This window comes from Streptomyces sp. NPDC045678 (genome assembly GCF_056432085.1).
In genome coordinates this window covers 389536-404250 of record NZ_JBWKJS010000001.1, presented here as the reverse complement: position 1 = coordinate 404250, position 14715 = coordinate 389536, and the positions used below count along the sequence as shown (strand labels likewise).

Here is a 14715-nt window from a genome sequence, read left to right as displayed (position 1 = left end):
GGGGAGATCCCGCTGAGCTCTGTGGACCACCGCCTGGTTGGGGAAAACTCCGTCACCCGATCGGGGAACGGGCGGCCCCGGACAGCTCCCCGGACACCCGCACGAACTGCTCCCTGACCTCCCGGTACCGCAGCAGCTCCGCCGCCACCGGATCGAGGACCCTCGCCCGTCCGCACCCGGCCGCCGCCTCCCGCAGCCGCCGTTCCGCGTCGTTCCCGTACCGGCGCGCTGGCCCCCGCGCCGCCATCCGGCTCGTCCACTCCACGCACGGACCTCCCACGATGCCCGCCAGCATCAACAGCACCGGAACGCCCAGGTTCGGCGTGGCGACCCCGATGATCTGGCCCACCAGCCAGACGCCGCCCACGACTTGCAGCAACGTCATCGCCGCCTGCGCCAGGACCGCGACCGGCCACCAGCCGGGGCGCGGCGGCCGCCCGCCCGGCACCCCCACCGTCACCGCCAGCTCGTCGAGCGCCTCCGGCAGCCCCTCGGCACCCCGCACCGCGGCCTCCCGCACGGCCTGCCCCCAGGGCAGGGGCAGCCCCCTCGCCGCCTCGTCGGCCACCGTGCGCACGGCGTGCTCCACCCGCTGGCGCGCCGTGGCCTCCTCGTCCACGGGGGCGAGGGCGACGGGCGTCGGAACGCCCTGCGAGAAGCGTCGCGCCTCGTACCAGCGCCACAGCCTGAACCACGGGTCCCCGCACGCCTTGCCCGCGTGCCTGCGCCAGGACCGCTCAGCGGCGTCCCCGGCGGCCGCCGCGCCCACGGCGTCCGCGAGCCGGTCGGCGAACTCCTCGCGGGCTTCCTCGCTGAGCCCGATCCGCCCGCGGTTGCGGCCGGAGTGCACCCCGGAGACGTACACCGGACGCAGACGTTCCGCGGCGGCGTCCACGTCCGCGGAGATGCGGCGGGCCGCGGCGCCCCTCTCCTGGGTGAACTGCCCCAGTGCTTCCCGCAGTTCGGCGACGCCCTCGCCGGTCAGCGCGGAGATCGCGAGCACGGTGGCGCCCGGCTCCCCGTGCTCGCCCAGGGCGACGCCGTCGTCGTCGAGGAGCCGCCGCAGGTCGTCGAGGACCTGGTCGGCGGCGTCCCCTGGCAGCCGGTCGATCTGGTTGAGCACCACGAAGGTGACTTCGGCGTGGCCTGCCATGGGGCGCAGATAGCGTTCGTGGAGCATCGCGTCGGCGTACTTCTCCGGGTCGACGACCCAGATCACGGCGTCCACGAGGGCCAGGATGCGGTCGACGTGCTCGCGGTGCTCGCCCACCGCCGAGTCGTGGTCGGGCAGGTCGATCAGGACGAGCCCCTGGAGCTCGTCGGCACCGGGCCCCTGGAGCGGGCGCCGGCGCAGGCGTCCGGGGATCCCGAGCCGGTCGAGGAGGCCCGCCGCGCCGTCCGTCCAGCTGCACCCGATGGGCGCGGCGGTGGTCGGCCTGCGCACACCGGTCTCCGAGATCATCACTCCGGCGAGCGAGTTGAAGAGCGTCGACTTGCCGCTGCCGGTGGCCCCGGCGATGGCCACGACGGTGTGCCGTTCGGAGAGCCTTCGCCGGGCCGCGGCCTCGTCCAGGACACGCCCGGCCTCGGCGAGCGTGCCGCTGTCGAGGCGGGTGCGGGAGAGCCCGACGAGTTCGCGCAGGGCGTCGAGGCGGGTCCGCAGGGGGTTCCCGTAGGAGGGGGTGGGGGACGCGGAGGGGGCCGGGGCGTACGAGCGGGCCCCGCCGCTGATGTCCAGGTCCGCGCTCCCGCCGCCCGGCGGCCGTTGCGCGTCTTCGACGCGGCGGGCGATGAGGCCGTCGTCCCAGGCACGCCCGGAACGGCTGTCGGTGCGTTCGTCGCGGCTCGCGGGGGTCTCGCGGGCGGCGTCGGCGTCGGACGTGCCGCGGCCGCGGTCCCGGCCCGGGCCGCGCTCCCGGTCCCGGTCCCGGTCGCTGTTGTGCGCCCGGCCGGCGCGATCTGCGGGATCGACGGGATCGGCGTGATCAGTGACGGCGGTCACCGCGGTCACCTCTCCTTCTGCAGTACGGACAGGGCGGCGATCAGCTCGGCCTGGGGTTCGGGGTGCACTTCGAGGGCGTCCAAGGGGGCGAGTCTGCGCTCCCGCTCGGCGTCGAGGACTCTCTCCAGGTAGTCGGTCAGCAGGCGTCCGCCCCGGTCGCGCAGTCGGACGGCGGCCTGCGCGCCGATCCGCTCGGCGAGCACCTCCCCGGCCGCACGCGCCCGGCGCCCGCCGAGCAGCGCCGTGGCGAGCAGCGCGGCGACCACCTCGGGGTCGGGCAGGCCGTTCTTGTCGACCCGTTCGAGGCAGCGCACCTCGTCCTCCGCGTACTCCTCCAGTTCGCGCCGCCACCTGCGTACCGCCATCCCGATGCGGTGCTCGGCGGTCTCGATCTCCGGGTCGCGGCCGGCCAGGGCCGGGGCTCCGGCGGCGGGTTCGCGCCGCCAGGCCTCGTCGATGCGTTCGTCGGCGGCGGTGACGGCGCACAGCAGCAGCGCCTCCAGGCTCTCGGCGATGGCGTCGAGCAGTTCGCCGGCCCCGCAGTCGAGCGGGTAGCTGCGCCAGCGCTTCAAGGCACCGCCGGCCAGTACTCCGCCCGCCCGCAATCGCCTCCCCACGCGCGCGTGCTCGTTCTCGTACGCCTCGTCGACGGCGGAGGTGAGCCGCAGCGCGGCGGCGTACTGGGCGGCGACGGCGCCCGCGAGCTCCGGCATGCGCGAGTCGAGGGACCGGATGGCCCCCAGGGCGGTACGGGCGACGGCCTGGGCTCGGACGGCGGGTTCCTGGGCGTGGTGGGCGAGCCAGGCGCGCAGGGGTGCGACGGCGGTGGCGGGGAGCAGCCCGCCACCGCCCGCGGACTCGGGCAGTTCGGGCACGGTGAAGCGCGGTACGTCGCCCAGGCCGGCCTTGGCGAGCAGTGCTCCGTACTGCCGTGACACCTCGGTCACCACCTGGTGCGGCACGCGGTCGAGGACCGTGACGAGGGTGGCGTCGTGTTCCTTCGCGGTGCGCAGCAGATGCCAGGGGACGGCGTCGGCGTACCGCGACGCGGTGGTGACCATCACCCATACGTCGGCCGCGGACATGAGTTCGGCGGCCAGGACGCGGTTGTCGGCGACGAGGGAGTCGATGTCGGGTGCGTCCAGGAGGGCGAGTCCACGGGGGAGGCTGGGTGCGGTCTCGATGCGTAGCGCGCGCTCCTCCTCACCGACGACGTCCGGCACGTCTCCGCCGTCGTCCTGTTCCCCTTCGCTTCCCTCCTCCCCGGGGTCCTGCCGGGGCACCCACACGCGCGTGAGGTCGGGCAGGATCCGCATCCCGGAGAACCAGTGATGGTCCTCCGGATGGCAGACGAGCACCGGCGTGCGGGTGGTGGGCCGCAGCACACCCGCCTCACTGACCTGTCGCCCCACGAGGGAGTTCACGAGGGTGGACTTGCCGGCCCCGGTGGATCCGCCGACGACGGCGAGAAGAGGCGCTTCGGGGGCCTTGAGTCGGGGCACGAGATAGTCATCGAGCTGTGCCAGCAACTCGTCCCGGTTGGCACGCGCGCGTGGCGCTCCCGGCAGGGGGAGCGGAAAGCGTGCGGCGGCGACACGCTCGCGCAGGGCGGAGAGTGCGTCAAGCAACTGAGGCCGTACGTCCAAGGTCACCACATGCGAAGAATGCCCAATTTTGGCGCCTTTCTGAAGCATATGGACGCCTCTGCGCGCCGATCGGACGCAGGTGAGGGAAGGGGCGACCGGGGCGCAGGCATAACGAGTGCACAACACCCGGGGCGTGAGACGCCAAAAGCGATGCGAGATTCGCACCTGCCTGCGATTATCAGGATCGCTTCACCGAACCTCCACATCACGGCGCGGAGGCGAAGCATCAGGGACAGGGACCTGGGAGCCCTATCCTTGTCCCCGGCAAGGTCACGGATCACCCCCACATCCGGCTCCGTGCCACCAAGCCACACCCGGCCCCCGTAGCTCAGTGGATAGAGCAGGCGCCTTCTAAGCGCTTGGCCGCAGGTTCGAGTCCTGCCGGGGGCGCTCGTTTATGCAGGTCAGAGGCTGTTTTTAGCCCTTCGCGAGATCGCCCGCGGAGGGCTTTTTCAGTGCCTGTGAGGGTATTTTGTGGGTATATACACCCCCGATTGAGGGACCGCGTCCCACATACGTCCCCCGGTTGCGGCACCGACATACGCCTAGCCGCCACTCGCCAGAGAGTCGCCCCTGGTCAGAGCCATACTGATGACCTGCCAGCCAAGAACAGGGCAGGCGCCAAAGCGGCGCCTGCCCTGTTCTTGGCTGCTGGCTCAATCTGCTCCGCACCTGTCGTCACGCCGCAACGCGCACGTAGATTCATCCCCGACGCGAGCCGCCCGACGGGGATGCGGCTGGAGGGCTTTACGGGTGGGGAACCATGGTCAGAGCTTGGACGGTCCGCGGGGGCCAGCACGGAGAGCGCGAAGAGCAGGCACTGGACGAGGGTGTGGTGATCGCCGGCTGGGAGGAGGTCGGCGATCTGAGCAGCTGCGCTTCGATCGCCGATGTGGGGGATGTGCTGGCGCGGGCATATCCGGATGAGCTGCCCGGCAGGGTGGACAACTGGAAGCACCAGCTGTGGCGCTTCATCACGATGGAGACCGGGGATCTGGTCGTGATGCCCCGCAAGTTCCTGGGAGTCGTCGCCATCGGGCGACTGACCGAGGGGTACGAGTACCGGAGCGAGGCCGCCCCCGGCTTCCGGCACACGCGCAAGGTGGAGTGGGTGCGCACCCAGGTCGAGCGGGCCGCGATCGGTGGCGACCTCCGGGACAGCATCGGCGCGTTCCTGACCGTGAGCGAGCTGCGCCGCCGTGACGCAGCACACCGTGTCGAGACACTGGCGCAGACCGGTGTCGACCCGGGCTACAAGGGCGCCGTGGAGCCGCCTGCGGACCCCGAGGCGCTGGAGCAGGATGTGCGCGACGAGGGCACCCGACAGCTGACCGCCCGGGACCTGATCGGCCTGTGGGGCTGGGAGGCGCACCGGTGATGTCATCGACCTCGTCGACCGGGAGCTTGCGGCTCGTGGTCTGCAGGTGGCCCCGCACTTCACGGAAGTCCAGCTCGACGGCCTGGTCACGGTCTCCGCGGAGGAGACCACCCTGACGGGAGAGGCAGCTCAGGAGCCTCCGGGGACAGACCTTGGTCACACGCCCACAAGGGCCGCGGGCGAGGATCTGAGTCGCCATTGGCGCATCGGCAGCCTCCCCTTCGCCCGCGACGTGGTCACGGTCGGCTTCGACGAACCGCTCAGCCGCGCCATCACACGCATGGTCCAGGGTGACTTCTCGCAGCTTCCGGTGGTGAACCGGAACAACGTGCTGCGTGGGGTCGTCACCTGGGAGAGTATCGCCCGTGCCCAGTTGGGGCACCGCGGCGCCACCATAGCCGCAGCCCTGGATCCTCATCCGCTGACCGCTCAGGAGCAGGAGGAGCTGTTCGTCCGCATCGACGACATCCAGCGCCACGGCTTCCTCATCGTCACCGACGGCGACAATCTCGTGCTCGGCATCCTCACCGCATCCGACTTGGCCGACCAGCTCAAGCTCCGGGTTGAGCCGTTCATCCTTCTCGGCGAGGCGGAGCGGCGGCTGCGTCGCCTCACCGATCGGCTGCCCGTGGACGAGCTGCCCACGGGTTCGGGAGTGCGCAAGACACGCGCCGCAGGCAAGTACCTCACTCTCGGCCAGTATCCGGAAGCCCTCAAGGACAATGCCTGCTGGGCGAGGCTGGCGTGGCCGTACGAGCAGGACGATCTCGTCCTGCGCGTCACCGCCGTCAAGGACTATCGGAACGAACTGGCTCACTGGGACATGGACGCCCCAGAGACGAAAACTGAGGCACTGACGGAGACCAAGCAGCTGCTGAGCCTGCTGAAGCTGATCGACCACGACCCACGGCCGTGATCAGGACAGATGGCATCGCTCCGCGCTGGTCGATCAGCGCGGAGCGATGCCATCTGTCTCAGTTCTTCTCAACTTATCGAGATCAGCCCAGTACTGCTGCGATGGCGAGAGCGATCCGCTCGACCCAGTCGATCGCGTCCGTGACCTCAGCGTCGGAGATCGCGCGGCGGCGCTTGAGGTCGCCGTCGAGCAGGTCCGCGTCATGGGCGATGCGATTGCGGCGGTCGGTAATCGAGATGTACTGCTGCTTGAGGGACTGCGCGTTGAACGACGTACGGTCGTGATTCCACTGGTTGAGCTGGACGGCGGCCTTGGCCCAGATGTCCTCTTCGGTGACCAGCTTCAGCGCCTCGCTGATCTTTCGAGGGTTCTGGAGAGCGGCGTTGCCCCACTTCGCCTTGACATGCTCTGAGACGGCATCGGCGAGAGTGGTCGCACCCCGCCGCACCTCCTCGACCTTGACCAACGGCAGCTCGAATCTAGTCAGTTGGTACGGCATGCCAGGGCTGTCCTCGGCAGCCAGCTCGGCGACGCGCCGGTACAACTCCTCGTGGAACCAGTGGTCGATGGCGCTGACAGCCTGCACCCAGGCAGCACGATAGAAATCGCCGATGTCGATGACCGGGGACTGGAACGCGGCCAGGCTTTGGCCGGCGACGACCATCTTCCGGGCGTACTCAAGGTTGGTCAGGAACGCCCGGAACTCGCGCGTCTGTGGATGTGCTGCCACCGGCATGGAACTCTTCTCCCCGTCTCGCTGGACCTCACGAAACAGAATCCGGCCAGAGCGGGGAGGAGGGCAACTCACTTGTAGATTAGTCGGTTCCAGTTGGCTGGATCTCGTCGGTGTCAGCCGGGACTTCGCCGCCGAGAGCTTCGGCGATGGCGGCGAACTCGCTGAGGGCCGCTTGCAGGTCCTCGACGATCTCCTGGGCGATCACCTCGGGTGGGAGGAGACTGTCGGAATCGTCGAGAGCCGGGTCCTTCATCCAGGTGATGTCAAGGTTGACCTTGTCACGGGCGATGAGTTCGTCGTAGTCGAAGGCTTTGAACCGCTCACTCTCGACGCGTTCGCTGCGCGGCTTGTCCGGCAGGTACGCCTCGACGAACTCGTCCAAGTCGGCCCGCCGCAACGGGTGCTGCTTCAGGGTGAAGTGCTTGCCGGTTCGGAAGTCGTACACCCAAAGCTTGGAGGTGTTGGCCCCTTCACTGCGAGGCGGCCGCTTCTCGAAGAACAGGACATTGGCCTTGACGCCGCCCGCGTAGAAAATGCCGGTGGGCAGCCGCAAGATGGTGTGCAGGTCGAAGTCCTCAAGCAGTCGCCGTCGTACCTTCTCGCCGGCCCCGCCTTCGAAGAGGACGTTGTCGGGCAGGACGACAGCGGCACGTCCGTTCATCTCCATCAGCGACATGATGTGCTGGAGGAAGTTGAGCTGCTTATTCGTGGTGGTGGCGCGGAAGTCGTCACGCTCGTAGGAGATGTCCTCCTTCTCGGCCTTGCCGTCCGTGCCGATGACCGTGATCGCCGACTTCTTACCGAAGGGTGGGTTGGCGAGAACGAGGGAGGCGTGCCGACCAGGCTGCTCGGCGAGCGCATCACCTTCGGTGATGAGCGACGGCCCGTCGGCGTCACCGATCCCATGGAGCAGCATGTTCATCGCTGCGAGCCGCGCGGTACCGGTCACTAGCTCGTTGCCCCAGATCTTCCCGTTGCCGAGAGCAAGTCGCTGCTCGCGCGAAAGATTCTGCATGTGGTGCTTGCGAATGTAGCTGTGGGCCGCGATGAGGAAGCCGCCAGTGCCACAGGCAGGGTCCGTGATGGTGTCCTCGGGACGGGGCTGCATCACGTCGACCATCGCGTCGATGAGCGCGCGGGGGGTGAAGTACTGCCCGGCCCCAGTCTTGGTGTCCTCAGCCCCCCTGGCGAGCAGCCCTTCATAGGCGTCGCCCTTGAGGTCGGTCCCCTGGATCGTCCAGTCCTCCTTGCCGATCAGATCGACGACCAGCTTTTCTAGGAGGGCGGGTTCGGTGATCCGGTTCTGGGACTTGGCGAAGATCGTGCCGAGGGTGGTGCCAGGGTTTTTGGCGAGGGCGGCGAGGATCTCGCGGTAGTGCACTTCGAGATCAATGCCCTTGAGACGGGCGAGCGACTTCCAGTCATACGCGGCGGGTACGACTGTTTTGGCCTCCTCCTCGGTGAAGGGGTCCGAGGCGATCTCGTCGGCCATCTTCAGGAAGAGCAGGTAGGAGAGCTGCTCGACGTACTCAATGGTCGACAGGCCGTTGTCCCGCAGAACGTTGCAGTAGTTCCAGAGCTTGGCGACCAGGGTGCTGGTCTGGGCACTTGCCTGGGCGGTGGTGGCGGGGGTCACAGCGGGAGCTCCTGCTGAACGGCGGTGGTGGGGGAGGGGCTTGAGGGGGGCGGGGGCGGCGGGACGTCTCCGGTGGCCGTAACCTTGTGCGGGCGACGGTTAGCGCGCTTGGCTGCGCCCTTGCCGCCGTTCTGCGCCTCGCGCTCGGCGCGGATGTGGTCGAGAAGGGCGGAGGCGGGTTCGTCAGCGGGGTCTTGGGGGACAAGCCCCCCCGTAAAGGCGCGGCCAAAGAGAGTCTGACGCAAATGCATCGCCCGCAGTCGGCTGCGCCGCAACGTACGTTCCAAGGCATCGGCATTACTCATAAGCTCTTCGCAGGATTGGACCAGGCGCTTCTGCTCATCGAGCGGAGGAATGGGAAATTCCACACTTTTAAGGCGCTTTGCCGACAGGTGAGCAATGTTGGTCGTAATGCGAACCTCTCGCATAAAACGACGAGCGTGCATGTGTCGCCGGAACACCATCAGTGCCCACTCTGGGAGCACATCAGAGCGAGCCCGAAAGCGGAGCAAGGTATTGGTAAAGGCGACTTTCTCCGGATCCCCTCGATACAGAGCCGGACGCCCTACAAGGTGCGGGCTCTGCCCTTCATTTAGAAGAACGTCACCTGGCTTTAGTCGGTACTTTTCGAACACGCCGGAGAAGTCCATCTCCATCACGTCTGAGACGTCGATGCGATCTTCAAATACGTTCGCTACACGCAAGTATGGCCGCATCTCGGGACCGTGATGCCAGTCAGGGTGCCGCTGGCGCCCGAGGTCAATTGCACCAGCTTCTCCGGTGGTAGTCATTTTCCAGGAATCAGGCGTCATTTCTGGAACGAACCGCATGAGAGCAGCCCTTCGCAAGGCCACAACCTTTCCAAGCGCCGCCTCAACTTCACTTGTGGCGGCATCGAGGCGAGAAAGGTGGCCTTCGAGGGCCTCGACGATGCGCTGCTGCTCCGCTAGCGGTGGCACGACAACGGGCCACGCTTTGAGGATGGTCTGGCTAATGTTCGGTTGAGCTCCACCTTTTCCGGTCTTACGCAATGCGTCGCGCTGAGAACGCAGGTACCAGAATAGGAATCGCTCATCCATGAGATCCCGGAAAGGAGTTGCGAACGCCACTGCCTGATTAGTGGTTACAGATCGCCGTGTGATCGCCAGCTTCCCGATCGTTGCGCCGTACATGGCGATTAGGACGGAACCTTCGGGAACCCATTTCGCCGAGCTTGAATTCAAGCCATCAGGGGTAATCTTCGATGTGGCCTCATGGAGTGGCTTGTCGTCCAGGTCGCCACTCAGAATCCACGGGATGTCCCCACCGTAGTACTGGGCGACACCACTCTTGGGGGTTCCTCCGCTGCCCCATGTCGCGACCTCGCCCAAGGTAGTCTGCACCCACCCTGCCGGGAGCTTCATGTCACTAATCCCACTCAAGCCAATTCCCGATTCAGCTCACCAAGCAAAGCCCGAACATCCCGCCCCGGAAACGCATGCTGGAACCCGCGCCCCCCGCCCCGCCCCTTGAACGGCTCGGCGTTGAACTCCTGCGTGCCGATCCCGACATCACTCGCGACGACATCCCGTATGGCCCGCAGCCACCACAGCTGTTCCTCCGAGAAGTCCGCCCCGGCCTGCTCCTGCTTCAGCAGCCACGCCTCGAAGCGCCGCTCCACCGTATCCCGGTACGGACGAAGGTCCTCATCCACGCCCAACTCATACCGGATGAGCGAGATCAGATCGGGGACGCCCGCTTCACGTCCCGGCCGGTGTGCCGCCGCGCCAAGGTCTTCGTAGTACGTCCACAGCACGTGCGGCGTCCACGCGAACTGCGGGCGGTGGATCTCAGTGGCCAGCTCCCGCAGCGCCGTGTACGCCTCCGAAGGCGACATCGTCCGGGGGCTGCTCAGCGCCAGTGACACCGCCGCGATACGGTCCCGCTCCTCCTTCAGCAAGCGGCTCCAGCGGCCGATCTCCTCCCGCGCCCGAGCCTCCCGGGGGATCTCCTCCAGATTGACGTTCACGGCAGTCGTCTCGTCGAAGACGTAGTCCTTGTCCCGCCGGATCTCTATGATCTGCCGGCGCAGCTCGGGGCTAGCCGTCAGTGGCGCGATCGCGTCCTCGACCAGCTGACGCGCAGCCCGCGCCCCCTGCTCATCGCGCACCCGCTCCTGCCGGTCCGGGTCCACGGCCGCGACGATCGCGCCCGCGATCTGGGACAGGGTCCGGCCGCCTGCCGACCGCTCCAACTGCTCACGCTCGTCGTCCGTCAGTTGCTGGTTGAGACGCGCCAAGCGCCCTGCCAGGGTCTCGGCCTCGCTCGCGCTGATCGACTTCGTGCCAGCCTTGTCCAGCAGTTTGGCCAGCGATACTTGCCGCTCGCTCGCTGGCACGAGCGGCCGCGCATCGACCAGTGGCGAGTCCGTCACACCCACCGCGTCCACCAACACGAACCGGTCCTTGCGCACCGACGCGTCCGAGTCCGGGGTGACCTCCTGGAGCTCGGTCGCATCGATCGTCCGCGCCCCACGCCCCTTCATCTGCTCGAAGAGCACAGCGCTGCGCACCTCGCGCAGGAAAATCACGCACTCCAGGGCCTTCACGTCCGTCCCCGTCGCGATCATGTCGACCGTGACCGCGATCCGCAGCCTCGGCGAAGTCCGCAACGCGCGGATCAGCTCGTCGGGGTCCTCCCCGGCCTGCCGGCTCTTGTACGTGATCTTCTTCGCGAAGTCGTCGCCGCGGCCGAAGAGCTCTTTCGCCTGGGCCAGGACGTCCTCTGCGTGGTCCTCACCCACCGCGAAGATCAGAGTCTTGGGAACCTCAGTCCGCCCCGGGAACCAGCTCCGCCAGTTGTCCCGGTAGGCGGTCAGCACGGACCGGATCTCGTCGACCGTCACCACGGACCGGCCGATCTGCCCGGTCGTGTACGTGAAGTCGTCGTCCAGCTCCTGGTAACGCTGCCGCCGCGTCTTGCGGTCCCGAACCCTGATCGTCGTACCCGACTCGATGGTGGCGACGCCGTTCTCGCGCAGATCGGAGCGGATGCGTACGACGTCGAAATCGACGTTCACGCCGTCCGCGACCGCCTGCGGGTACGTGTACTCGGAGACCAGGTTGCGGTGGAAGAAACCCAGCGTCTGCGGCTTCGGGGTGGCGGTGAGACCGACGAGGTGCGCGTCGAAGTACTCCAGCACACCCCGCCACAGGCCGTAGATGGAACGGTGGCACTCGTCCACGACGATTAGGTCGAACGACTCGATCGGCACATCCGGGTTGTACGACACCTCGATAGGCGCGGCAGTCTCGTACGTGTCTTCATACGCCGCGCTGTCCGCCGCCGCGTCCGCCTGCTCGTCGTCCGTCAATGTCTCGCCCCGTAGCAGCGAGTACATCTTCTGGATCGTGCAGATGACGACGGACGAGGTGTCCTGAAGGCCGGAAGCGCCGAGCCGGTCGACGTTGTAGATGTCGGAGAGCTTGCGGCCGTCGTCGGGCGTGGTGAACTTTCGGAACTCGTCGAGCGCCTGCTTGCCCAGGTTGTTACGGTCGACGAGGAACAGGATCCGGCGGGCCTTGGCGTGCTTGAGCAGGCGATACGTCTGTGCTACCGCCGTGAACGTTTTGCCCGCGCCAGTCGCCATCTGGATCAGCGCCCGCGCGCGGTCCCCGCCCAGGGACTCCTCCAGGCCGGAGATCGCGTCGATCTGGGCAAGCCGCAGTCCGTTCGGCTCCAGCACAGGCAGCTGTCGCAAGGCTGCCCGGAAGGTCGGGCAACCAGGGGACTCGTCCGCCCGCCGCACCCAGGTTGCGATCGTCTCCGGACGGTGGAAAGAGAAGACCTCGCGGGAGCGGGCATCCGGGTCGAGCCGGTTGACGAAGTATGTCTCCGCGCCAGTGGTCGCGTAACGGAAAGCGAAGGGCTCGGCCTCACGCCACACCGCGAGCCGGTGCTCCTTGAGCACGCCGGTCGCGTACCGGTCGTTCTGCTCGACGGCGCTGGAGAGGTGGTCGCCCTCGCGCTTCGCCTCGATGACGCCGACGATGCGCCCGTCGACGTACAGCACATAGTCGGCGCGGCCCGTGGCCAGCGTGAACTCGCGAACGGCCACGCCCTGTCCGGCCTGCGGGTTGAGCTGGTCCCGGTCCTGGACCTGCCAGCCGGAGGCGCGGAGCATCGCGTCGATGGTGCCGCGGGCCTGCACTTCGTTGAGCGGGGCCGGCCGCTGGGCTCGGTGGATGATGGCGTCGCGACTGCCGGCGTCCACCTGCCGCGGCTGCCTGCGAGCGGCGTCGTACTTCGCCTGCTGGGCGTTGCGCAGCCCCTCGATCTCCGCGCTCAATTGCTCGACGCGGGCGAGCAGTTCGCGCCTGTTGGTATCGGCGCTGGCGATCAGGCGCTCAGCCTCGGCGCGCGCCTTGCGCTCAGCCTCCAGAGCATCGCTGGACTCGGCGAGCCGGGTTCGGGCCTGAGTAAGCGCTTGGCGGTGGCCGTCCAGGGCCTCCCGCAGCTCGGCCAGCTCGGCCGGGTCTGTGACCTCGGCGGTCGCACCAGGATCCGTGGGCGGCACGAACTCCGCCACGGTCCGGCGTCCGTCGATGGCGTCATGGAACCACAGCCCGAGCTTGTAGCAGACACGGACGGCGGCAAGAGCCCGCGAGGTGTCGAAAAGGTGACTGTGAGCTGCCCTGTTCCGGTCTCGGCGCAACCTGTCGAAGTCGTCACGAATCTCGGAGACGAGGACTCCGGCGCGTGTGAGCGCGGTCAGCCGGTCAATCTGGCGGTCTCCCTCAATACGCATCCCGATCCGGGCGACTAGTTCCTCGGCGAGAACCTCTCCGAACTGGCCGGCTTGCACCAAGGACGAATTGGGGTTGCTGAAGACTGTCGCCTCGGCCGACGCTCCGTACAGAGCCAACAGAGGCTGGTGCTGATACAGCACCGCGAAGTTCGGTGAGCCCTTCGCGAAATCGCGAAGCCGGTCGTCCATCCTGCTCTTCTCCCCCGAGGCGCGGTTGCCGTACGAATGACCCCTCAGCCTACGCGGGCAGCTGTGGCACGTGTGAGCTTGGATACCTGCGGCCAGGCACACGAAGCGAGTGATGTGGCGCAAAACCTACGGTGCCTCACCCGAACTTCACGCCACGGATGGAGCAGGTACATGAGTGTCCACCGGTCGCGATCGGAAGGCTCAACCGGTCCAGAGAAGGGTTCTCCCACTTGAGCACTTGACTAGATGACACAATCATAGTGTCATTGACTCGTGATGTACGCGACCCCACGCCTGACCTCCGATGACCAGCGAGCCCTCGACGAGATCGAGAGCATGCGCCGTTCCCTGCGCCACATGCTCCGAGCCACCCCGCGCTGGACCCGTCAACTGCGCCGCAATCTCACCGCCCGCGCGATCGCCGGATCGAACACCATCGAGGGGTACGCGGCGACGGTCGACGACGTGGAAGCCCTCATGTCCGGCGAGGAACCGCTGGAGACCGGCGAGAAGACGCGCGCCGAGCTGGAGGGCTACCAGCGCGGCATGACCTACATCCAGGCTCTCGCCGACGCCGGGGACGACTTCCGGTACGACGCCGGCCTGCTCAACGGCCTGCACTTCATGCTCCAGGGCCACCACCTGGACAAACGGCCCGGCCGCTGGCGCGACGGACCCGTCTACGTCACCAGCCCCGACGACCCCTTGGTCCCCGCCTACACCGCACCCGACCAGGCGGACGTTCCCGCTCTGATGTCCGAGTTCATCGACTGGCTCAACGAGGGCGACCTCGACGCCCCCGTCCACGTCCGCGCCTCCATGGCTCACCTCAACCTCGTCAAAATCCACCCATGGAAGGACGGCAACGGGCGCATGTCCCGCGCCCTGTCCACTCTGGTGTTCTCCCGCGAGGCTCTGATGCCCCCTGAGTTCTCCTCCATCGAGGAATGGCTCGGCCGGGGACAGAACACCTACGCCTACTACCAGGCCCTAGAGGACGTGGGCGGCCCGCACTGGAGCCCCGAGCGGGACACCCGGCCCTGGATCCGATTCTGCTTGACCGCCCACCACCGCCAGGCCCAGCAGGCCCAGCGGCGCTTCGACGTGATGTCGCGGGCTTGGAGCCGCCTGGTCGAAGGCGTCGAGGCAACTGGCCTCGACGAGCGGGTCGTCTACGCCCTGCTGCCCGCGTTCTCTGACGCGAAGGTCCGTCGCACCGTCTACCAGCAGGACGCCGACCTCAGCGACCAGCAAGCCATTCGCGATATCCGGGAGCTCGTGGCCCGCGGCTGGCTCGTCCCCCACGGCAAGGCCCGCGCCCGTTACTACGCCCCCGGGCCCCTCATGGGCCCAGTCCGAGACGAGGTCCGCCAGTCCATGGAGCCGTACACAGATCCCTACCGGCGGGAACGGTGACCCACCCACC

At 67.8% G+C, this 14715-nt stretch carries 9 protein-coding genes and 1 tRNA gene; 4 read left to right on the top strand and 6 right to left on the bottom strand.

Features of this window, described 5'->3' with window-relative positions; genetic code table 11:
* Positions 1-52 precede the first annotated feature (52 nt).
* Positions 53-2011, bottom strand: a complete 1959-nt coding sequence (locus AC07DO_RS01770) for a GTPase (RefSeq protein WP_479056307.1) — start codon at positions 2009-2011, stop codon at positions 53-55.
* A complete protein-coding gene (locus AC07DO_RS01765; RefSeq protein ID WP_479056305.1) occupies positions 2008-3657 on the bottom strand; it encodes a dynamin family protein in 1650 nt (549 codons plus the stop codon). The genes AC07DO_RS01770 and AC07DO_RS01765 overlap by 4 nt, the downstream gene beginning before the upstream one ends.
* Positions 3658-3965: 308 nt before the next feature.
* On the opposite strand from AC07DO_RS01765, the gene AC07DO_RS01760 reads away from it, so the two are divergent.
* From AC07DO_RS01760 to AC07DO_RS01750, 3 genes are all read left to right on the top strand, one after another.
* Positions 3966-4038 (top strand) — tRNA-Arg (locus tag AC07DO_RS01760).
* Between the two features lie 373 nt (positions 4039-4411).
* A complete protein-coding gene (locus AC07DO_RS01755) occupies positions 4412-5026 on the top strand; it encodes a hypothetical protein (RefSeq protein WP_479056303.1) in 615 nt (204 codons plus the stop codon).
* Positions 5027-5072: 46 nt separating this feature from the next.
* Positions 5073-5942 (top strand): CBS domain-containing protein, encoded by an 870-nt coding sequence (locus AC07DO_RS01750; RefSeq protein WP_479056302.1) that lies wholly within the window; start codon positions 5073-5075, stop codon positions 5940-5942.
* Positions 5943-6024: 82 nt separating this feature from the next.
* Here AC07DO_RS01750 and AC07DO_RS01745 read toward each other — a convergent pair whose 3' ends face one another.
* The 4 genes from AC07DO_RS01745 to AC07DO_RS01730 all read right to left on the bottom strand — a co-directional run bounded on the left by AC07DO_RS01745 (position 6025) and on the right by AC07DO_RS01730 (position 13289).
* A complete protein-coding gene (locus AC07DO_RS01745) occupies positions 6025-6678 on the bottom strand; it encodes a hypothetical protein (protein ID WP_479056301.1) in 654 nt (217 codons plus the stop codon).
* 79 nt (positions 6679-6757) lie between these two features.
* The gene (locus AC07DO_RS01740) at positions 6758-8314 is read right to left on the bottom strand and encodes a type I restriction-modification system subunit M (RefSeq protein ID WP_479056299.1); all 1557 of its coding nucleotides are present in this window, start codon (positions 8312-8314) and stop codon (positions 6758-6760) included.
* Positions 8311-9717 (bottom strand): restriction endonuclease subunit S, encoded by a 1407-nt coding sequence (locus AC07DO_RS01735; RefSeq protein ID WP_479056297.1) that lies wholly within the window; start codon positions 9715-9717, stop codon positions 8311-8313. Before AC07DO_RS01735 ends, AC07DO_RS01740 begins: the two co-directional genes overlap by 4 nt.
* Before the next feature lie 14 nt (positions 9718-9731).
* Positions 9732-13289: a type I restriction endonuclease subunit R gene (locus AC07DO_RS01730; protein ID WP_479056296.1), complete on the bottom strand. Its 3558-nt coding sequence runs from the start codon at positions 13287-13289 to the stop codon at positions 9732-9734.
* 276 nt (positions 13290-13565) lie between these two features.
* On the opposite strand from AC07DO_RS01730, the gene AC07DO_RS01725 reads away from it, so the two are divergent.
* On the top strand, positions 13566-14705 hold the full coding sequence (locus AC07DO_RS01725) for a Fic family protein (RefSeq protein WP_479057494.1): 1140 nt from the start codon (positions 13566-13568) through the stop codon (positions 14703-14705).
* Positions 14706-14715 lie beyond the last annotated feature (10 nt).

Excerpts from the sequence above, each read along its gene's own strand:
- AC07DO_RS01725 (WP_479057494.1), top strand. The coding sequence starts at position 13,566 with ATGTACGCGACCCCACGCCTGACCTCCGATGACCAGCGAGCCCTCGAC.
- AC07DO_RS01735 (WP_479056297.1), bottom strand. The coding sequence starts at position 9,717 with ATGAAGCTCCCGGCAGGGTGGGTGCAGACTACCTTGGGCGAGGTCGCG.
- AC07DO_RS01755 (WP_479056303.1), top strand. The coding sequence starts at position 4,412 with ATGGTCAGAGCTTGGACGGTCCGCGGGGGCCAGCACGGAGAGCGCGAA.
- AC07DO_RS01730 (WP_479056296.1), bottom strand. The coding sequence starts at position 13,289 with ATGGACGACCGGCTTCGCGATTTCGCGAAGGGCTCACCGAACTTCGCG.
- AC07DO_RS01745 (WP_479056301.1), bottom strand. The coding sequence starts at position 6,678 with ATGCCGGTGGCAGCACATCCACAGACGCGCGAGTTCCGGGCGTTCCTG.